Here is a 20,911-nt window from a genome sequence, read left to right on the forward strand (position 1 = left end):
TATGGCAATTGATACAGACACAGTCGTTAGTGCTCAGCATCTCGCAAAACAGTTTCAGACTCAAGCAGGAGCCGTTGATCTATTCAGTGATATCAATCTGGAGATTAAGCGGGGAGAGAGCGTTGCTATCGTCGGCCCTTCAGGCACAGGTAAATCGACATTGCTATCGCTGCTAGCCGGATTAGACCACCCTAGTTCTGGTCATGTTTTACTGAATAATACAGACCTCAATACGCTGAACGACCAACAACGGGCAGATTTTCGTAACCAGCATATCAGCTTCGTATTTCAATCGTTTCACCTGCTACCAGACCTAACCGCCCAACAAAATGTCATGCTGCCTCTGCAGATTCGCAATCATAAAGAAGCCGCTGAAGAAGCAGAAATTTGGCTAAGCAAAGTAGGCCTGAGTAAACGACTGAATCACAAACCTGCCGAGCTATCCGGTGGCGAACAACAAAGGGTTGCGATCGCCCGCAGTTTTGCCACAAATCCCACCCTACTGTTTGCTGATGAGCCTACCGGCAACTTAGATGAACACACCGGTGAGCAGATCATCCAGCAGCTTTTTGATCTAAACAAAGCGCAAGGCACGACGCTGATTCTGATTACCCATGACTCATTCTTAGCAGAACGCTGCAGTCGAGCATTGCGCTTGCATAATGGCGAACTGCAAGAGTTATCCGAATGAACCTTACCACTCTGTTGAAAATAGCTGGGCAACATAGCTTAAGCAATATCAAGTTAAGTGAGTGGCGATCACTACTACTAGCTCTCTTACTGGCGATTTCCATTGCTAGCCTGATGGCTGTATTAGGTGAACGGATTGAACAAACACTCGAGAGACAAGGCAGTGCGCTTTTAGGCGCTGACTTAGTTCTGAGTAACAGCCGCCCTCTTTCTGAAAAAACGCTCTCGCTGGCTGAAGAGATGGCTCTGGAGCACACTTCGGTCACGCAGATCGCCAGTATGGCGAACCAAGGTGATAACTTTGTTCTTGTCAGTGTAAGAGCGTTGAGTGCTCCCTACCCTCGCGGACAAATTTCGTTAGATCAGCCCGCACAAACAGAATTACCCAGTATGGGAGAAGCCTGGGCTGAGCAAGGCGTATTTGAACGCTTAAAACTCGAGCCCGGCGATAAACTGACGTTAGGTTCAAAAGAGTTTGTTTTAACTCGCACTGTAATTGCGTCACCCGATCGTGGGCGCGGTTTTATTAGCTTTAACCCACAAATTATTATCAACCACTCGGACCTACAAAGTACCGAACTCTTGGGCCCCGGCTCACGTGTGCATTATCGTCAGTTATTTAGTGGCGACGCCCAGCAAATCGCACAATTAGAAAGCTATCTACAAGAAAATAAACAAACCGGCGAGCAGATCACGTCACTAAAAAGCGAAGAAGGCCAACAAAATAGTGCGTTAATGAAAGCCTCTTCTTATCTGCGTTTAGGTGCGCTATTTGCTTTGCTGATTGCAGCCATGACAATTTTCCTAAGTTTACGCCGTTTCACACAGAGCCAAAGTAAACGCGCAGCTCTGCTAAAAAGCTTAGGGGTCAGTAATCGTCAGTTGTTACTAATGTATCTTGCCCAACTAGGATACGCATGGTTTCTATGTAGCCTTGTAGGTATTGCTCTAGCAGTTATATTGGAAGCCTCTGGCCTACAACTTCTAAACGAACTGTTACCTCAACCAGTACCTACAGCCGCTTACACAACCTACCTCACAGGGCCTGCATTAGGCATTGCCATTATTGTCACCCTTGGGTTGCCTAACCTTCTGTTACTACAGAAAAGCACACCGACACAGCTATTCCAAAACCAGCCTTCGCCTCTGAAGTGGGGTGGCAAGTTACCTTATTTTTGCGCGTTTATTGTCTTACTGCTATTTACTAGCAGCTACTTAAACAGCTTGTGGCTCACCCTCAGTCTTACTCTGAGTTTGCTTATCTTAGGTAGTCTTCTGGGCTGGCTCGGCGCTTTTATCGCGCAATGGAGCTCAAAGAGATTATCTAAGCATCATCCGCTAGGACAGATGTTGGTCAGCCGCATGCAGCAACAACAGCGCTGGTATCGAATCCAAATTCCGGTGATCTGCCTGCTATTTGCATTGTTGAGTATTAACTTAGTTGCACTAAATGATCTGCTTAGCCGCTGGCAAGAACAGTTACCCGAAAACACGCCGGACCACTTCCTCATCAACATTCAAGATTGGGAGAAACCGGAAGTTGAAACCTTGTTAACAGCACAGCAGATCGATAATCAGCTCTGGCCGATCTATCGTGGTCGCTTAAGCAAGGTCAATGGCCAACCATTAGCGGAGGCACTCACGCCTGAACAGTTAGAGCAGCCTTCGCTAAAACGTGAGTTGAACCTAACAGCGACGGAGCAGTTCCCAGCGCATAATGAGCTTATATCTGGACAGTGGAACAGCTCTCAAAGTGTATCTATCGAACAAAAGCTCGCATCTGAACTGGGCTTAACACTCGGCGATAGCGTCACTTTTGATATTGCGGGCCGCGAAGCCAGCGCTGAGATCACCAGTATTCGTTCTGTCAGATGGGACTCTTTCCAACCTAACTTTTACTATATCTTCAGCCCCGACATTTTGGAGCCTTACTCGCCTAGCTACCTAACCAGTTTTTATCTAGGTGATAAAAGCGCAGAGGTTAGCCGCTCTCTGCTACAACAGTTCCCGACTCTAACACTGATCGATGTTCGGCAAATTCTGTCGCAGCTACAAACATTACTCAGTAAGCTCTCCCTACTCTCAAGCTTACTGATGTTGCTGACAACAGCATCAGGTTTAGTTTTACTCTATGTAACGCTGACCCAAGAACTTGAACAACGTCGTCATGAAAACGCGCTTCTGCTTACCTTAGGCGCGAGCCAAAAACAGTGTAAGCAACTTGATCGTTTGGAAATGGGATTGATTGGCGGGATTAGTGGTGTACTGGCGGTAATTATTTCCGAAGCTAGCTTGTGGCCGATCCACCAGCAATTGTTGAATCTATCACCGGTTTTGCATCCGATACTCTGGTGTCTATTACCAATACTGAGCAGCGGTCTATTTATTCTGATTGGGCACTTTAGCCATCGTCAACAGAGCTTAAGCCAAAGCTATCAAACACTAGCTTCGCGATGATGTACTGTTAACTCAGGTGCATCCAAGTGGTGGCAGCAGTTTCTACCCCCGTTTTTAGCAGCATACAGAGCTTGATCAGCCCTTGCTATCAAGCTCTCCAACTCCAATGATGGAACCGCTTCTTTGACTGATAGCCCAATACTGACCGTCACCATCTGAGCAGTATCGGACCCCTTATGCGGAATCTTTAATGCTCGGATAGCCCTTAAAATTCGTTCTGCCACTTTCACCGCACCTGATTTATCGGTGTACGGTAAAATAACAGCGAACTCCTCCCCACCATATCGACAAGCTTGATCCAAGTCCCGATCACACTGCCTATCAAGAGTTTGTGCAACCAGAGCCAAACACTCATCACCCAACTGATGCCCATAGTGATCGTTATATTGTTTAAAATGATCAATATCGATCATTAATAACGCTACGGGACTCGACGTGCGACAAGCAGCTTGCCAATACTGATTCAGAGCTAGATCAAAATGACGTCTATTAGCTATCCCAGTCAAGCTATCTGTGACATTCAGAGCTTCCAACATATCCCTCTGTTTTTTAAGTTGAATATGATTATGCACTCTCGCCTGAACGATCGCGGGGCTGAAGGGCTTAGATATATAATCCACTGCACCTAATTGAAGACCTTGAGTTTCCTCTTCAATAGTTGATTTCACAGTGATAAAAATAATCGGGATGTGACATGTGGTTTCATCGGCTTTCAAGATTGAACAGACTTCATAGCCGTTCATCTCTGGCATAACCACATCTAAGAGAATGATATCTGGTGGGTTTTCACGGGCACGTGAGATCGCTTTTACACCACTCTTAGCAACGATAACTTTATAATCATCCAGTAGGGAAACAAGTACATTACAGTTAACTGCTTCATCATCTACAACCAGTACATGCCCCTTTACGTTATCCATAAGAGACTCCTTATACTTCGCTAAGAAAACGTTTCCTTAACCGCTCGACCTCCGCTAAGGCTTGTTCAAATTCAAACTCTTCTATCGCCATTTGAACTTTTGATAACTCTTCTTCTAGGCCTCCGGGACTAGCAGCCCTTAAGTCAGCAATATAGTTAAGTGATCGACTATCACCCTCTTGCAACAACTCATTTACAACATCTAACAACTCAATAAATGACAGACCACATTTATTAGTTATAGACGGTTGTGGAGAAGTTGCCTCTTTGCGGCCGGAACTTAAAAATTCAGAAATCGCGATAATTAACTGATCAGATCGCTGTTTACACTGGGTTAACAGCCCTTCTACTTCCGTTAGTTCAGATGCTCTTAAACTGCGCTCAAGCTGTTGAGACAAACGAAATAATTCAGTACTACCTAGATTCCCAACTAACCCGGCAAATGCATGTGCCTTATCTGCAGCTTTCTCCAAATCATTAAGGGAGATAAGCTCCGCTACTTCACTGAAAGTATCATTATGCTCATCGACAAATTGCAGTAATAACCTTTCATACAATTCCATATTACCATTCAACCTAGATAGTGCTTCCCCACTATGAAGTCCATCAATCACAGGATCCAGGCCTGATGCTGACAATTGAGGTTGATGTAAATAAGGAGTTACCCAATGAGTTAACGTCTGTAATAATACCTCTGGTTGTATTGGCTTAGTAATATGCGCATCCATCCCTGCAGCTTTGCTACGTTCAATGTCCTCCTGCATTGCATTAGCGGTCATAGCAATAATAGGAATATCACGGTAAGCCACCAGTTCTCTGATTTTTTCAGTCGCTTCCAAACCATCCATCACGGGCATCTGAATATCCATTAAAATCAGATCAAATAGCACATCTTTTGCCTGATTAAATGCATCTAAACCATTTTCAGCAATGGTTACATCCAACCCTAACCCCACAAGCATTTCAGTCGCTATTTGTTGATTAATTAGGTTATCTTCCACCAGTAAAATTCGTGAATCCACAAGTCCTTTAAGAGCATCCTCTTGATTTGGAACCGGCTTATGATGGCAATGCTCTGAAGATACTTCCTGATGAAGCGCTTTATCAATTGCACTCAATAAAAGCGAAGGGCTAACAGGTTTAAGTAGAAAACCATCAAGATCTTCCGCGTTAGCCTGATGTAAAATTCCTTCTCGATGATGCGCTGTAACCATCACTACAGCAGGTAAAGGGGAATTGACTGTCATCTCTTTTATTTTCTGCGCACATGTAAAACCATCTAAACCTGGCATATGCCAATCGATTAACAACAGATCATAATCAGGCTCATCACTTTCACTAACCCTCTGTAACTCGGCTATCGCTTCTTCACCTGAACTTAGGGCATAACCATACATCCCAAAGTTACATATAAGTGAATTCAATACATCACGTGACGCCGAGCTATCATCCACGATCAATACTCTTACCCCTTGTAGCTTTTCGATGGAATGCGCGACCTTGGCTTCATCCTCTATCAACTCAAATTCGCTGGTAAAACTGAAACAAGAGCCCTTACCCTTCTCACTTTTAAGGGTCATTTCCCCACCCATCAGTTCTATCAACTGCTGACAGATAACCAATCCCAACCCAGATCCACCATATCTCCGAGTTGTTGAGGTATCAGCTTGACCAAACGCCTTAAAAATTCGTGTTTGTTCTTCCTCAGATAAGCCAATGCCGCTGTCTGTAACACTAAATCGAAGCACCACTTTATTGTCAGTACGACAAACCTCATTTACTTGTATAGAGATCTCTCCCTGTTCTGTAAATTTAATGGCATTACCGACCAAATTGGTCAGGACCTGACCTAAACGTAAAGGGTCACCTTTTAAATTTCGTGGGAGTTCCCAAGGATGGAATAGTAGAATCTCCAACCCTTTCTCTTCAGCTTTCAGGCGCAATAAATCACACAACTGCTCGAGGACATCATCTAAAGAGAAATCTATCTGCTCAACACTCATTCTGCCGGCTTCGATCTTAGACAGATCGAGAATGTCATTAATTACACGCAATAAATTATGACCGGCCATTTGGATTTTTTTTAAATAATCATATTGCTGCTCAGTTAATTCAGTCTGCAGAGCAAGGTGACTAAATCCCACCACGGCATTCATTGGGGTACGAATTTCGTGGCTCATATTCGCTAAGAATTCAGACTTAGATTGTGTTGCGGCTTCGGCTTCAGCTTTCGCCCTTTCTAGTAAATCCTGAGCTTTCTTCTGCCCACTAATATCCACTACCCAGAATAAAATCTGCCTTTCATCCTGAAAGAAAATACGGTCCCAAGTAAGTAAGGCCCAAAACACCGAATCATCCTTACGAACCAACTCAACCTCAGTCGTGCCAACTCGACCATGTTTGCGGTATTCCCGAGCAAAATATTCTCTATCCTCAGAGTGCAGCCAACTATCATTGGGGTTGTGTTCTAACCACGATTCAATGCTATAGCCGAACATATTCGCACATGTTTGGTTGGAGTATGTAAGACGTTTTTCTTTGGGGTTATAAACACTTACGGCAATAGGACTCGTTTCTAAAATATTACGGAGGTAGTTATGGCTTTTCTTCAGTGCTTCTTCACTAATTGTTAATTCCCTCGTCCTTTCCGTAACTTTTTCCTCCAGTTGCCCTTTATATTCCCGCTCACTCTGTAGCAATTGATTACGTTCACGAAGCAAATATTTCAGTTCCACTTCAGCCTTGTTAATCTCATGAAACTGCTCAGTCAGACTTTGTTGCATCCGGTTAATTGCGTCTGAAACAACATCAAATTCATCTGGCGAGTTTGGATCAGACCTTTTAGATAGTATTAGTGGTTTGTTTTCCCCTTTAAATTCCAAATGCGTTACATACTCAGTAACTTTTCCAAGGTGACGAGTCACTCGAAGCCACATCAAAAAGATAATAAAGCCTGCAACTATCGCTGTTTTTATACCATTACTGATAAGAATAACGCTGGCTCGGTTGATCAGTCTTTCATAGACATTATCGATACTAGCCGTCACGACCAACGAGCCGAGATAAATGGGATCCGCTTGGTTAACCCGCAAAAACTCTAAAGGGTAAACGTGCTCACGAGAACTATCAGAGATCTTATCTCCAAACTCCCAGACACCGCCCTGCTCATCACTAATGACTACATGCTCTATATCGGGGAGTTGCTGTAAACCTTCAAGATGAACATCTATCTGAGCGCTATCCATTGACCACAAGCCAAGGGATAAAGGAGGGACATGCGACCTTTCTATATCAACAAATTGCTGCTCAATGCGGCTGATATCTGCATGATAGTCGAACGCTAACTGCACGCTTGTCGTGATCAAAGTAAAACAGGAGCTAAATAAAATGACCTGTATCGCAAACTGTTTACCCAGACGTCCTGATATCGCTTGTTTAAGCCGCCTCATCCAGAGCCTCGCAATCAAAAGATCCTTGCATGAGTTTAGTTCAGCTACGGCATTTCGTTGCGACAAAGGGGGAATAGCGCACAAAAAGCACGCACGCCTGTCAGCCAGTATTGAGTTTTTAAAACTGCTACTTCTTGTTTCGAGCCAACATCAAGAAGGCTAGATACAAACGACTCTTACGATTTGGCTTCGCAACTGACCTGTTTTGATCAATTACATCCGCAGAGCGTTCGGCCCTAAAATAATGACCACTTAAGCAAAAGACAGGCGGTTTTAACCCAAAATGCCATTCATCTAAAGCCGCTAATTGAGTAAAAATTGAAGAAGGAAAAGAGAGTGGAAGTTGTGTTGGCGCGGTCTCCGTTGCACTCACTGAATGAGATGCTAGCGCCAGAGCGATCCCTGCGACACAGCCGAAAAGTGGTTTTGCAAACAACATAACGACAACCTCAGCAGAAGCGAGAGTTTTTATCGTCGGCGGTCCGGCCATCCCGTAGGGACCCGTAACTTTGCGTCGCCCAATTGCTTGGGGTTTGCCTTTTCGAGAGATAATCCCGCGAAAAAACAGATCCTGTTCACCCTAAGCTGTCGGCGGCTTGTGCAAAAGCTAAAGATCCCTTTGGCTTTTTATAAGCCTAAACTTACCTGCGGTTTAAGTTTTTGTTTCAGATCCACTTTTGGATAGCAGCTAAACAGGCGCTCAATATCGATACCATCTTTCGACAGCGCAGCTTTCACAACATCGCTACGATCTTGCGCTAACTGCTGCAGCTTTGGTGTCACTTCTGCCTGAAGTTGTTCCTCTGGTAGAGGCTTTTTGCGCTTAGCATTTCCAGCCAAAATCTGTTGCCATATAGCAGACTGGTCTTCAGCAACAGCAAGGCCACAGATATTCATGCGCATCCCCTTACGTTCCTGCATCATCTGGGTCAGTTTCGACAGATAAGCTGATGATTCAGAATTAAGCGTGACACCGGCCACATCGAAGTAGACCGGTTGTAGGGTAATGAACGAGCCTTTCTCTTGCGCATCCATCACCATCTTGCCGATCGAAATCAACGTGCCGAAAGGCTGTAGTGCTTTGGTTAGATAGCCCATGGCAGCGCTCTTCAAACCTTTGCCCGCTAGCTTATTAATTACGGTCTGATAGCCAAATTGAGGGTCATCCAAAGAGCCATCAATTGGGATCTCTAAATCAATATTGTCATCGTTATCCTGTAGAATCATCAATGCCGTTCCTAGAGGCATCGATACCTTCTGATCAAACTCGCCACTACGCTCACTGTTTCGCGCTTCAACATCGAGCTTGTTCAAACGTATATCAGTATCACCCTTGAGCTTTCGGCCTTTAATGGTGCCTTTTGTGGTTAAGCTAAGCTGACCACTTTGTAAGTAATAACCAGTATATTCAAGCGAGTAAGGACTTACTTGCGGAAGTTCTAAGCCTTTAATTTTGGCATCCCAATGACCGCCAAAATTACCGCTGAATAGCTCAATAGCTCCCTTAGCATTAATGGTAGATAGCTTGTTTTTAGCCTTCAGATCAAACGCGGTTTCACCTTTGGAACCGGTATCTAGATTACTTAAAGCAAGGCTCTGAATAGTAAGATTCGTTTTAAAAGCAGGCTTAACTCCGCCATCAACAATCTGGATAGGATTACTGCCACTGACACGCAGTTTGTTAAGCTTAACTCTGATTGGCTTGCTTGCTTGTTTCTCGGTTTCTTTCGCTGATGGGGCAGCTTTTTCCTCACCGCTAGATAGCTGAGCTAATAACCAATCCAGATCGGTCAGCTGACGCTTAGATGACAACAACATCCGCGTTTTACTATCACTCAACTGCACGGAGTTAATACTCAGTTCGCTTTGCTGTTTAAACTTAATATCATCGGCAGTGATTGCTCCCCACTGGGTAAACACTCCGCCATTACCTTGAACTTTGAGCTTCTCGGTTTCCAGCTTATCTAGACTGATATCGTTAACGTCTCGTAGTTGCGCCTGAGTTAAGCGCAAAGTAGCAAGACTAATCAGTTCCTGCTGCCCTTTAGATAGAGCAAAGTTTTGCAAAGCAACGGTAGGGATATTAGCCTGCCATTTTTTCATATCAGCAGTCTGCACAGCACCGCGCGCCAGTACACCATTGATATTGATAGTCTGTCCCGCTTGTTTAAGCGCAATGCCTTCCGCTTTTAAAACCAAATCCTTAAGGGTCAGTTTTTTCAGCCCTTCCATCTCGACTACAGAGACCAAATCGGCCCCCTGTAAATTGACCGTTTGCCCGCCTTGATCAAGCTGTAAGCCTGCCACTTTGATTTGGCCTGCAGTTTTTAGCTGTTTTAGTTCGCCCGCTAAAACGCCCAAATCAACATCACCTTTCCAAGCGAGTGAGTTTTGTTTTAGCACCATATTATCTTGGCGGAACTTCAAACCACGTAACTTAACGCTACCTTTTTGTTTTACCTGTAATAACTGATTAGTCAGGTTTGTGCGTACATTTAGATCGAGATCCATATCCAGATGACCACGAAGTTCAGGCATAAATACTGCGGTAACACTGTGGATAGGGAAGTTATTTAACTTAACGTTGATCTCAGAACTCTTCTCTTCAGGAAGAGGCTTGGACTGGGACTGCAATACAATCGGAGCACCATTTAAAGAGCCATCAAGGTCCAAAGCAACCGGCTGATCCTGATCCCACAGGTAGAAGTCGGCGATGCGTCCAGTTTTCAATTGCAGCTTATGCGTCTGGCCATCTAACTCAGCCTGCCAGTTGATCGCTTGAAGATTTAACTGCGCTAAACCAAAACTCCAATTTGAAGGGGGCTCTTCTGGCTTTTCCTCAACCGCAGGTTCTTCGGATTTAAATTGATTCAGATCGATTGGGCCTAGCCACAGCGCCTGCTCTTTCTGACGAATACCTACATTAATGCCAGAAAGGCTCAGATCGGTAATTAGAATACGTTCTTGCTGAAGCTGCTCATAATCCAGATCAACAGAAAGGCTATCTACTTGTAAAGGCGGCTTATCCGCAGCTTCCGCTTTAAGACCTTTAATATTGATACGGCCTTCAAACCACTCTACCTCTAAAGCTGATAACTGAGCTTTATCCGCACCATTGTTCAGTAACCACAGCACCACCTGATCTCGCACCAATAGAGGCAGGTTATGCAGTAACAGAGCAACTAAAACGATAATAACCAGAAGAAAACGCAACATAGTCCCTTTTCGCCAGAAGAGCTAATAACCTCTCTATCATAATCCAGTTTCATGAATAGAAAGCGAATCTTTACGCTAGAAACTCAAAAAACAGCATAAGATTCGTGAAAAATTGAAACCGACCGAAAAGTCCATACAATTTGTAATGATACCTTGACGCTATTACAGTCCCTAAGGACGATTTATTCTGGCTATTAAAAACGTCCCACTCTTGATAAAATCACCCACGTTTTTGAAGCCTTAGCGCTTCCGACAAGACAGTTCTATGCACATAAACTTTTGCGCGATTTAAATCGATTACACTAAACCTGGAACCAGAAGCTCTCAAGGGCTCATCAGCAGGTGAAGTCAAATGCTGTGACTTCAATGATCGATCGAAATCCGCATGCCTGACATTAGGGTGACTTCGATGGCAGATCATGACGAAAACTTCCGCGATTCTTCAGGTTTCTCCTGGATCATCATTAACTTGATCGCTATGGCGTGGATCACTATGCCTGCTAGCATCGCACTGAGCCGCGTTACTCTGTAATCGCCTCAGCCTGTTTGAGCTGTTTCGGTTGCTGTGTTAAACAGGAACTATGAAACAGCTCAAAATTGGACAAGTCGCAAAACAATCCGGCATTAGCGTAGAAACCGTTCGGTATTACGAACAGCGCGGCCTTATCCCAGAACCCGACCGTCTTCCTTCCGGTTATAGGGTCTACCCCGAAACAATCCTACAACGTCTGCACTTTATCCATCGCTGCAAAGACCTTGGCTTTTCACTGCAAGAGATTAGCGAGCTCCTGTCATTACAGACCGATCCAACCACCAGCTCTGCACTGGTAAAACAGCAGGTCGAACATAAGATCGCGTTAGTCAAAACCAAGATCAGCGAACTGCAAAAGATCGAGCACTCATTAGAGCAGCTCTCCAATAGTTGCTGCGGGGAAGGTACTGTCTCGGACTGTCCAATTATCGACTTTTTGAAGCACTAGAAATCGTCATCACAACGGAGACTTGCGAGTAAGGCAAAAAATCCCCAAGATTGGTCTTCAAGAAGATCTATACGACACAGATGACCCCAACACCATGAACAAACCTTGCTCCGAGAACAACTTCGCCGCAGAACAAGCAGAGCGACTATTAAGCAGCTTTGAACGCCTTACCGGAAAATCACTGATTCCATCAGACACCAGCAGTGATCAACGCGCGCAAGCACTATATAACGCAGCTCATCCAGTACTTTCCCACAATGCTAAGCAAGATCCCTTGCTTAACTACTCCAACGCCAAAGGCATGGAGCAGTTCGAAATCCAATGGGAAGAGCTAATCAAACTACCATCACGCTATACCGCTGAACCACAAACCCAAGAAGAACGTAACCGCTTGCTTAAAGCCGTAACCGATAATGGCTTTATTGATGATTACCAAGGCGTCCGTATCTCAGCCAAAGGTAACCGCTTTATGGTTGAAGACGCGATTGTCTGGAACGTGATCGACGAGGACGGCGTTTACTGGGGACAAGGTGCAGTTTTGTATAAATGCCGGGCTTTGGCGGAGTAACTATCTTAGCAGCTAGTCGATAGTGGTTAGACGCTGCGCTTGCTAGAACGGCTTCGCCTAACAGAAACAGTTTATGTAGGGTGTAATAACGGAGCGTATTACACCGCTTTTCTAAACCACTCAGCATCCATTGCCTATGAACTGTTGTGACAAACTAAACGACTTATATACAGTAAACTCAATTCACGAAATTTCGGAGCTAGACGGAAAACTAGCTATGGCATCTTCCGATATCGAAAATCACTCTGCAACCTTTAGATGTGGGAACTGTGGAAAGCTCTGGGTAGTGGAGAATTTAGGCAAGCGTAACGGTAAGCCTCTGAAGATTTATAAACATCGATAAGGCCTCCTTCAGGTTACATATAATTTAACCCTTCGTTTTATAAATCTATGACCTTCTGGAATGTAAAATCAGAGCATTCAGGCGGATCAGATAAGCGCCGCCGATATCCCATCTGATTACTAACCATACGAAATCCGGCCTTAGACTGTTGATCTAGGTTGGCATGAGTGTGTCCAAAGCAAGCCAACTCAATTTTGCCTTTAAACAGAGATTCAAGTTCAGACCAATAACTTCCAGCAACTTCATCTATGGCAAATTGCGGATGCTGAGACTCTCTTGATATTCCGTGATGAGTCAGTAGTACCGTTTTACCGTGAAAAGGTTCAGCTAATTTGCCAAGCAACCAAGCTTTATGTGCTTGATGAACAGCTAGCGCATCTTCTGGGGTAAAGAAGCGCTTTTCTGCATTGCTCGGCGATATGTGTATTTTTCGATAATCCTTAATACGAGATTTCACAACCGCAAAGTTACTCGAAGGAGCTCCGTAAGCAGAAAAATCACTCCATAAAGTGCAGCCTAAAAAACGATAGTTGTCCACGATTAACTCATCACAATTGAGCAGACTCACCGAAGTACCAGCAGCGACTGTTCGTAGCCTCTTATCAAGCTGATTTATGTCATGGCCGTAATACTCGTGATTTCCTGGCACATAGAGCCCCTTTATACCTAAGCGCTCACATTGCTCAATTGCCCAACATATCCCCTGCTCCCCGATACCTATATCACCTAAAAACAGGATCATATCTGCAATCGTATTTGGAATATGTAGTTCTTCGCCGTCAGTAATAATTTCTAGGTGTATATCTGAGAGGGGTAATAGCTTCATTAACTAGCCTGTATAAAAAGGGCGCTCTTGCCCTGTGACCAATAACGCTCAGCTTAATTCCATGTATCTCAGGCTAATGGTAGTCTTTGCCGCTCAAGAGAAATAAACAAGATATAACACCATGAATACCACCGATGCAGATACCCTAGGCTTTGATCTAGTTGGGCCTACGCCACAAACCACCAATACTGCACAAACAGAAAGCCCAGAACAGCGTATTGCGCGCACAGCAATTGAAGTCGCGTTGTTATTTAAAGGGCAGGAAGTACATCTTCGTGATATTGAATTAAATGAAGATGGTACTCTGAAAGGCGAGGTTTCTGGTTTTTCGAATGTCTGTGCGAGGGAGTTTGAAGGCGTACGTTTTGGTCAAAGTCTATCCTTCCGCTATCAACATATTCAGCACTCGACGCGAAAAGATCTTTAAACAAAAAAACCTGCCGTAGGCAGGTTTTTTCTAGCAAGCGCAGCGCCTAACAACTAGGCGCTAACAACCACATTAAAGCTTGATAGTTTCTACACCTTCAGGTGTGCCCATCAATACAACATCAGCGCCGCGGTTGGCGAACAAGCCGTTAGTTACAACACCCACGATGTTGTTTAGTTGAGTTTCTAGCTGTTTAGGGTTCATGATCTCCATATCGTGAACGTCTAAGATCACATTACCGTTATCGGTCGTGAAGCCTTCACGCCATTCTGGCATACCATCCAGTTTTACCAATTCACGCGCTACTTGAGAGCGAGCCATTGGGATCACTTCTACAGGTAGTGGAAATTCGCCAAGGATATCAACTTTTTTAGTGCTATCTACAATGCAGACAAACTCTTTTGCTACCGCAGCGACAATCTTTTCGCGCGTTAGGGCACCGCCACCACCTTTCACAAGGTTCAGACCAGAATCGAACTCATCAGCACCATCAACATACACTTCCATCTCAGCAACGGAGTTCATGTCGTACACTTCGATACCGTGGCCTTTTAAGCGCTCAGCCGTAGCTTCGGAGCTTGCTACCGCACCTTCGAACAAGTGCTTAATTTCAGCTAGGGCATCGATGAAGAAGTTGGCAGTAGAACCTGTGCCCACACCCACAATACTGTCTTCGTTTAGTTTAGGTTTGATGTACTCCACAGCAGCTTCAGCAACTGCTTTTTTCATCTCGTCCTGGGTCATGTTAGGCACCTGTTTTATGCATGACGGAAAACAACCGGGGTTTTCACTAAAATATGTAAGAATTACACTAAATTATACGCAGCTTTAGTGACCTATTGTAGACGTAACAGGGCGTTTCCCTTTACCATTTCCCGCTTACTTTTATTCAGACGAAACATTAGGCGAAATATCATGCCAGATAGATATATCAAAAAAATCCTCGAGGCCCGCGTTTACGACGTGGCGATCGAAACTCCACTGGATGAAGCAAAAGGTCTTTCTGAGCGTCTGAATAACCGAATTATGCTGAAGCGTGAAGATGAACAGCCTGTGTTCTCCTTCAAGCTGCGCGGCGCTTATAACAAACTATCGCAGCTCACCGAGGAAGAACGCGCTTGTGGCGTTGTTGCAGCTTCCGCGGGTAACCACGCTCAAGGCTTAGCAATGTCCGCGAAACACTTAGGTGTTAAAGCGACCATCGTCATGCCAAAAACTACGCCGGACGTAAAAGTGAATAACGTCCGTCGCCTTGGTGGCAAAGTGGTACTTCACGGCGACGCTTACGACGATGCAGCAGCTCATGCTCAGAAGCTGGTTGAAGAAAAGGGCATGACTTACGTTCACCCCTTTGATGATCCCGATGTCATCGCGGGTCAAGGCACGGTTGCGATGGAGATCCTACGTCAGGAATCCGGTCCAATCGAAGCGATCTTTGTCCCTGTGGGCGGTGGCGGCCTCGTTGCTGGAATTGCAGCCTACGTTAAATACCTTCGCCCAGAAACTAAGGTGATCGGCGTAGAATCCGAAGATTCTGCATGCCTTAAAGCGGCGTTGGATGCAGGCGAACGTGTCACTTTGGATCAAGTGGGCATTTTTGCCGACGGTGTTGCTGTAGCAATCATCGGCGAAAACACTTTTGAAGTAGCGAAGAAATACGTTGATGATGTCATCACTGTATCGACAGATGAGATCTGCGCTGCGATTAAAGATATCTACGACGACACTCGCTCTATCTGCGAGCCTGCAGGTGCACTAGGTGTTGCCGGTATGAAGAAGTATGTAGCCCGTGAAGAGATCAGCGATAAGACGCTTATCGCAATCGATTCGGGCGCCAACGTAAACTTCGACCGTTTACGCCATATCGCCGAACGTTCCGAACTAGGTGAACAACGTGAAGCGATTATCGCCGCACGTATCCCTGAGAAACCGGGTAGCTTTAAGAAGTTCTGCTCAGCCCTAGGCAACCGCAATATCACTGAGTTTAACTACCGCTATAGCGATGATAACAATGCTATCGTCTTTGCTGGCATTCAGCTAAAAGCCGGTGGTGATGGCCGCGAAGAAGTGGTCAGCGAACTACGTGAAAAAGAATACGAAGTTGAAGACCTAAGCGAAAACGAGATCGCTAAGATCCACGTCCGTTATATGGTCGGTGGTCATGCGCCTGCAACGCTGAAAAACGAAGTGATCTACCGTTTTGAATTCCCAGAGCGTCCAGGCGCACTGATGAACTTCCTAAAGAAATTGGGTGGAAAGTGGAACATCTCAATGTTCCACTACCGTAACCACGGTGCAGCTTATGGCCGCGTATTGGTAGGCATGCAAGTACCTGAAGCTGAACGTGATCAAGTAGGCACTTTCTTGGAAGAGATCGGCTACAACTACTGGGAAGAAACTGATAACACAGCTTATAAGCTGTTTTTGGGTTAAACCAATAGATCAGGCTTGTATCTTGTATAAGCCTGATCTCCTCTCCATACTAAAACGCAATTTTTCAGACCAAGGATGATCTTATGCGTATGAGTTTACGTCTCGCCCCTTTATTGTCTATTAGCTTCTTTCTACCCTCGATCGCTATTGCTGCGCAATGCACTTCGAATGTATATGCAGTAAAAGAGTTGGTCTTAATGCCTGGTATAGATTTCAAAAAAGCCAAAGAAATCACACAGATTCCTGATTTATTTCCCGAAGAAGCTAAAAAACTATTTTTGGCCGCACAAGAATTACCGATTAATGCGCCAGATAATACTATCAAGCAGACTTTACCTAAACCTACGTCCTATACCGATTTAAGAGGCTTAATGTCTACGTATAAATGGCAATACGAAGATAAAGGGCGTTCTTTCTCGCTTCAAGTAAAGAAATATCAAGGATGCCTATCGGACATAATGCTCTATACGATTTTCAAAAACCCTGAGGGTAAATTAGTCAGCAGAACAGTAATACAAGAAATGATAGAGCCTACTGGTTGGTCTGGATTCAAAAAGCCTAAACCAGAAGAGTGCCAAATTAAATCGGCAAAGCACCAACGGTTTAATTACTCAATGAATGGTGTTTCTCCAAAGAATATCGATTTATCAACACTCCCCAAAAATGTTCAAGACATTTTTAAAGAGCATGCAAGCGGTGATTACAAACCAGCAAATTTAAACGCTCAATACGGGCCAGCACAGCAAACCGGTAATCAATTAGTGTGGATCTCTCCAGATTCTGAAAGCCCTAAAGTCTCTGTAGAAGTTGAAACTGTAAAAAATTGCGATGTAAGCATGGCGATTCGCTGGACAGATACTGAAAACAACAAACATCTGCTGCTCAAAGAAAACGTATTTTCTGCTAAATCTAAAGGAAAGAGCTAACAGGAAGGAAAGAAACTAAAGCTTAGAGGCTAATATCAATTAGCCTCTCATTTATCCGCAAAGATACTTTATAAGCTGTTAGCTGCTGATATTCAGTACCCAGCACCTCGTAATCTTCTTTATCTAGCGGCTTATCCAAGCGCTTCAAATAATACTGACCACCTTTGGAATAGATCTTATCGCCAATAATCGGGTGGTCTAGATGTGCTAAATGCGCCCGAATCTGGTGTTTCCTTCCAGTCATTAGCTCGCACTCAATCAAGCTTTTACCCTCTTCCTTTCGCAAGACCCGAAACAAGGTTTGGCTCTGTTTAGGCTTGGGGTACAAGTCTGATTCGGCTTGGTCCACTACATACATCTGACTGCGAATCAGACTACCAACTTTTTCCGATAGCTCACATTCGTAGCTGAGTTCATTCCATTTAGGAATGCCCTCTACCCAAGCATGATAGATCTTTTTGCTGATCAGTTTATCTAGACGTGGCTTCCACTTTTTATCCGCCGCTTTGTTCTTGGCTAGCAGAATAATGCCTGCGGTCTCGGTATCCAGCCGATGCAACAGGTGCGCATCCTCATAGGCTGTCTGACGACGCACAAGAGAAATTAGCGTGTTATATAGATTTCGAGTGGTACGGCTAACAGGCAGCAGATGGGGCTTAAATACAGCTAGAATTTCGTCGTTTTCCCAAAGCTTTTGCCAATGGGTATCAACAGGCTCTTCATAATGATCTGGCAGGGATACAACTACTTGCTGCCCTACTACTAAGACCTGGTTTGCTGAAGCAATGTGACCATCGACAGATATAAAACCCTCAGCAAATAACTGAGGCAATTGTGCTTGATGAAGACTGGCTAAGCGCGTGGATAAGAAGCAATAGGTGGTTGGGGCTGCAGAATAAACTGGGAAATACAGAACAAAGCCATCAGCCATGATTCCCTCCTAGCCACTAACAAGCGCAGCTTCTAGCAACTGGCTAGTCGCTTTAAGGCATCTCTGGCGAGTGCTCAAACCCTTCGCTAAAGAACGCTTTGATAGAAAAAAGTAGCAATGAAGTTAGGCCCCAAATAAGCCCAGTAACTACACCAAGGTCAACAATGCCGCGCCAAGGCTGCTCTAGTTGATGCACAAGTAAGACCATTGAAATGATGCCTAGCGTTAGGCAGTAGGTAACGATCATACGTTTACGAACGATCGAGAAGAATCCCATGCAAAACAGGGGCGCAAAGACAAAGCGGACCGGAGAGACATTTTGCGACAGATACAGAATACGAGCCGCCACACGCGGTGACCACGCTTGTTGAAAGCCACGATAGCCTTCCGCAAAACCCATAAAGATCACGCTAAATGCTAAGGCTGCCCAGTGGTACCAAGAAAGATCATAGTTAAAGGTCTGCAGACCTATATCGCTAAGACGATAGATCGCGCTGCCTATTAACAGGAAAATACCGCTGATACCCCATAGCGCTGCAATATAACCAATCACTCTATCTGTCTCTTTTGTAACCAATGCATTAGAAGCGGCGATTATACCCTCGCCAGCGATAGAGCCCAAATTTAAGACAAAAAAACCACCGCAAGCGGTGGTTAAAGCACTAATCAACAGTTTAAACGGGGGAGATCACTCCCCCCTTGAGTGAGGTTGATTCGATAAGAAATGTTTTGTTAGTTCCTTAGTAGCCGTTCAGCTTATCGATATATTCCGGTAGGAATAGCGAGATCTGCGGCACGTAAGTGATCAAGATTAGGAATCCTAACAATAGGCAGAGCCACGGCAAGCAGGCCTTGATAACCCATATCATGTTCTGCCCGGTAATCCCGGCGGTCACAAAGAGGTTAAGCCCTACCGGCGGGGTGAGCATCCCGATCTCCATGTTTACAACCATGATGATACCTAGGTGAATTGGGTCGATACCTAGCTGCGTTGCGATTGGGAACAGGATCGGCGCCATGATCAATAGGATCGCTGACGGCTCCATAAAGTTACCCGCGATCAGTAGTAAGATGTTTACTACGATCAAGAAGCCCCACGCTGGTAGACCCCAAGCTAAAATCTGTTCAGCAATCGTGTGCGGAATACGTTCTGTTGTTAGAACGTGCGCAAACAGCATTGCGTTAGCAATGATGAATAGCAGCATCATGGATACTTTAGATGCGTCTAGCAGTACTTTACGTACTTCTGGGTCATTGATTGACTTAGGTAAAGCCCAAAGCATCTGCAGTGCGTTTCGCACCGCTGCAGTCACAAAGTTCTCGCCATCTTTCTGCCACGGAATACCTTTCATCGGACCAATATCACGATAACCCATTACCGCAATAAAATAGCCGTATACTGCAGCTACTGCCGCCGCTTCCGTTGGCGATGCAACACCACCGTAAATAGAACCTAGTACGATGAAGATCAGCATCAAACCACCCATCGCGATTAGGCCAGACTTGGCCAACGCTCGGAAACCTGGGAACGGCTGAGATGGAAGACCTTTAACACGCGCAACGATGTAGATAGCGATCATTAGGATCAGACCCATCATTAGGCCCGGGATGAAACCCGCCATAAACATACGTGAAGCCGAAACTTCTGTCGCTGCAGCGTATACCAGCATTACGATAGACGGTGGGATCAAGATACCCAAAGTACCCGCATTCGCGATTACACCTGCAGCGAAAGACTGTGGGTAACCAGAGCGCACCATACCCGCGATACAGATAGTACCGATCGCGGCTACTGTTGCTGGAGATGAACCAGATACCGCAGCAAATAGCATACACGCCATTACCGATGCCATCGCCAGACCGCCTCGGATATGACCCACGGTATCAACCGCGAAGTTAATCAAACGTTTTGCTACCCCCCCGGTAGACAAGAACGCAGAGGACAGAATGAAGAACGGGATCGCTAGTAGCGTGTAATGTTCTGAAGTCGCCTCAAACAGTTTCAATGCAATCGATGCAAGCGAATCATTTGAGAACAACAAAATAGTGGTTACAGAAGATAGGCCCAATGCGATAGCAATCGGCATACCGATGATCATGCACCCAAACAGAGTGATAAACAGTACAGCAATAGTCATTTATTTATCCTCCTGCTTTTTTTGATTTTGGCTGTCGTTAGGATCGCCTAGTGCTGTTTCTTTCAGCTCGTTAGCGATCTCCATAGACTCTTCCGCTTCATCCGCGAAGTGGAAACCATCAGCCTTGTGCGTAATTACTTTCCAACCCAGTTCTAAGAAGCGAATGATCAGAAGCACAAAGCCAATCACCAAGATGCTCATAGGGATCCATTTCGGTACTGGAAGATCTTCCAGCTCGATACCGATCATCTTCATCTTGCTGATATAGATCCAAGAGCCGTATAAAAACAGTCCGCAGTAAACCAAGCACAAGCCAACAGCAGCTAAAGTGACATACCGATGCATATTTTCGGGCATCAGTTTTACAAAAACATCCACGCCGATATGGGCACCTACTTTGACACCATAAGAAGCACCAAAAAGTACAAACCATGCAGCGAGTAAAAGGGTCACTTCCTGTGCCCAATGGATACCGGCGTTAAAACCAAAGCGCGCTACCACTTCAGCAAATACCAGTAATGTCATTGAAACTAGAAGCAGGGATAAAAAGCCCTCTTCCAATTTTGTTACTAGATTACGAACCATATACAGCTCCCCTAGCGACTCAC

At 45.0% G+C, this 20,911-nt stretch carries 18 protein-coding genes and 1 riboswitch; of the genes, 8 read left to right on the plus strand and 10 right to left on the minus strand.

Annotated elements, in window-relative coordinates; genetic code table 11:
• Nucleotide 1 precedes the first annotated feature (1 nt).
• Both ACMXYS_RS16540 and ACMXYS_RS16545 read left to right on the plus strand, forming a co-directional pair.
• Complete coding sequence (locus tag ACMXYS_RS16540; protein WP_415897146.1) at nt 2-691, plus strand: ABC transporter ATP-binding protein; 690 nt, start codon at nt 2-4, stop codon at nt 689-691.
• Nucleotides 688-3,147 (plus strand): ABC transporter permease, encoded by a 2,460-nt coding sequence (locus ACMXYS_RS16545; protein WP_415897147.1) that lies wholly within the window; start codon nt 688-690, stop codon nt 3,145-3,147. The genes ACMXYS_RS16540 and ACMXYS_RS16545 overlap by 4 nt, the downstream gene beginning before the upstream one ends.
• Here the strand turns inward: ACMXYS_RS16545 and ACMXYS_RS16550 are convergent.
• The 4 genes from ACMXYS_RS16550 to ACMXYS_RS16565 form a co-directional block, all read right to left on the minus strand.
• The gene (locus tag ACMXYS_RS16550) at nt 3,126-4,067 is read right to left on the minus strand and encodes a diguanylate cyclase domain-containing protein (protein ID WP_415882803.1); all 942 of its coding nucleotides are present in this window, start codon (nt 4,065-4,067) and stop codon (nt 3,126-3,128) included. The two genes, ACMXYS_RS16545 and ACMXYS_RS16550, sit on opposite strands and share 22 nt — an antisense overlap.
• Nucleotides 4,068-4,077: 10 nt before the next feature.
• Nucleotides 4,078-7,515 (minus strand): response regulator, encoded by a 3,438-nt coding sequence (locus ACMXYS_RS16555; RefSeq protein WP_415897148.1) that lies wholly within the window; start codon nt 7,513-7,515, stop codon nt 4,078-4,080.
• Between the two features lie 127 nt (nt 7,516-7,642).
• Nucleotides 7,643-7,954 (minus strand): hypothetical protein, encoded by a 312-nt coding sequence (locus ACMXYS_RS16560; RefSeq protein WP_415882805.1) that lies wholly within the window; start codon nt 7,952-7,954, stop codon nt 7,643-7,645.
• A 34-nt stretch (nt 7,955-7,988) separates the two neighbouring features.
• A riboswitch (cyclic di-GMP riboswitch) is annotated at nt 7,989-8,063 on the minus strand.
• A gap of 79 nt (nt 8,064-8,142) precedes the next feature.
• Nucleotides 8,143-10,731, minus strand: coding sequence for a DUF748 domain-containing protein (locus ACMXYS_RS16565; protein WP_415897149.1), 2,589 nt, complete (start codon nt 10,729-10,731; stop codon nt 8,143-8,145).
• A 409-nt stretch (nt 10,732-11,140) separates the two neighbouring features.
• On the opposite strand from ACMXYS_RS16565, the gene ACMXYS_RS16570 reads away from it, so the two are divergent.
• Genes ACMXYS_RS16570 through ACMXYS_RS16580 form a run of 3 tightly spaced genes read left to right on the plus strand, consistent with a single transcriptional unit; the run spans nt 11,141 to nt 12,279 of the window.
• Nucleotides 11,141-11,263 carry a hypothetical protein gene (locus ACMXYS_RS16570; RefSeq protein WP_415882807.1) on the plus strand — a complete coding sequence of 41 codons (123 nt, stop codon included), beginning with the start codon at nt 11,141-11,143 and terminating at the stop codon, nt 11,261-11,263.
• Between the two features lie 49 nt (nt 11,264-11,312).
• A complete protein-coding gene (locus ACMXYS_RS16575) occupies nt 11,313-11,711 on the plus strand; it encodes a heavy metal-responsive transcriptional regulator (protein ID WP_415882808.1) in 399 nt (132 codons plus the stop codon).
• Between the two features lie 22 nt (nt 11,712-11,733).
• On the plus strand, nt 11,734-12,279 hold the full coding sequence (locus ACMXYS_RS16580; RefSeq protein WP_415897150.1) for an MEKHLA domain-containing protein: 546 nt from the start codon (nt 11,734-11,736) through the stop codon (nt 12,277-12,279).
• 380 nt (nt 12,280-12,659) lie between these two features.
• Here ACMXYS_RS16580 and ACMXYS_RS16585 read toward each other — a convergent pair whose 3' ends face one another.
• Nucleotides 12,660-13,448 carry a metallophosphoesterase gene (locus tag ACMXYS_RS16585; protein ID WP_415897151.1) on the minus strand — a complete coding sequence of 263 codons (789 nt, stop codon included), beginning with the start codon at nt 13,446-13,448 and terminating at the stop codon, nt 12,660-12,662.
• Between the two features lie 121 nt (nt 13,449-13,569).
• On the opposite strand from ACMXYS_RS16585, the gene ACMXYS_RS16590 reads away from it, so the two are divergent.
• On the plus strand, nt 13,570-13,875 hold the full coding sequence (locus tag ACMXYS_RS16590) for a hypothetical protein (RefSeq protein ID WP_415897152.1): 306 nt from the start codon (nt 13,570-13,572) through the stop codon (nt 13,873-13,875).
• Between the two features lie 72 nt (nt 13,876-13,947).
• On the opposite strand, the gene rpiA is transcribed toward ACMXYS_RS16590, so the two are convergent.
• Nucleotides 13,948-14,619 (minus strand): ribose-5-phosphate isomerase RpiA, encoded by a 672-nt coding sequence (gene rpiA / locus ACMXYS_RS16595; protein WP_415897153.1) that lies wholly within the window; start codon nt 14,617-14,619, stop codon nt 13,948-13,950.
• A gap of 171 nt (nt 14,620-14,790) precedes the next feature.
• On the opposite strand from rpiA, the gene ilvA reads away from it, so the two are divergent.
• Together ilvA and ACMXYS_RS16605 are read left to right on the plus strand one after the other, a co-directional pair.
• Nucleotides 14,791-16,308 carry a threonine ammonia-lyase, biosynthetic gene (gene ilvA / locus ACMXYS_RS16600; protein WP_415897154.1) on the plus strand — a complete coding sequence of 506 codons (1,518 nt, stop codon included), beginning with the start codon at nt 14,791-14,793 and terminating at the stop codon, nt 16,306-16,308.
• Between the two features lie 83 nt (nt 16,309-16,391).
• Nucleotides 16,392-17,234 carry a hypothetical protein gene (locus tag ACMXYS_RS16605; RefSeq protein WP_415897155.1) on the plus strand — a complete coding sequence of 281 codons (843 nt, stop codon included), beginning with the start codon at nt 16,392-16,394 and terminating at the stop codon, nt 17,232-17,234.
• Nucleotides 17,235-17,256: 22 nt separating this feature from the next.
• On the opposite strand, the gene ACMXYS_RS16610 is transcribed toward ACMXYS_RS16605, so the two are convergent.
• The 4 genes from ACMXYS_RS16610 to ACMXYS_RS16625 all read right to left on the minus strand — a co-directional run bounded on the left by ACMXYS_RS16610 (nt 17,257) and on the right by ACMXYS_RS16625 (nt 20,888).
• Entirely contained in the window at nt 17,257-18,165 is a 909-nt protein-coding gene (locus ACMXYS_RS16610) for an RluA family pseudouridine synthase (protein ID WP_415897156.1), read from the minus strand.
• 52 nt (nt 18,166-18,217) lie between these two features.
• Complete coding sequence (locus ACMXYS_RS16615; protein WP_415889606.1) at nt 18,218-18,718, minus strand: hypothetical protein; 501 nt, start codon at nt 18,716-18,718, stop codon at nt 18,218-18,220.
• Between the two features lie 187 nt (nt 18,719-18,905).
• Nucleotides 18,906-20,303, minus strand: a complete 1,398-nt coding sequence (locus ACMXYS_RS16620) for a TRAP transporter large permease (RefSeq protein WP_415886227.1) — start codon at nt 20,301-20,303, stop codon at nt 18,906-18,908.
• The gene (locus tag ACMXYS_RS16625; RefSeq protein WP_415897157.1) at nt 20,304-20,888 is read right to left on the minus strand and encodes a TRAP transporter small permease; all 585 of its coding nucleotides are present in this window, start codon (nt 20,886-20,888) and stop codon (nt 20,304-20,306) included.
• Nucleotides 20,889-20,911: the final 23 nt, after the last annotated feature.

It is taken from the genome of Neptuniibacter sp. QD57_21, from assembly GCF_047778075.1.
GTDB lineage: Bacteria > Pseudomonadota > Gammaproteobacteria > Pseudomonadales > Balneatricaceae > Neptuniibacter.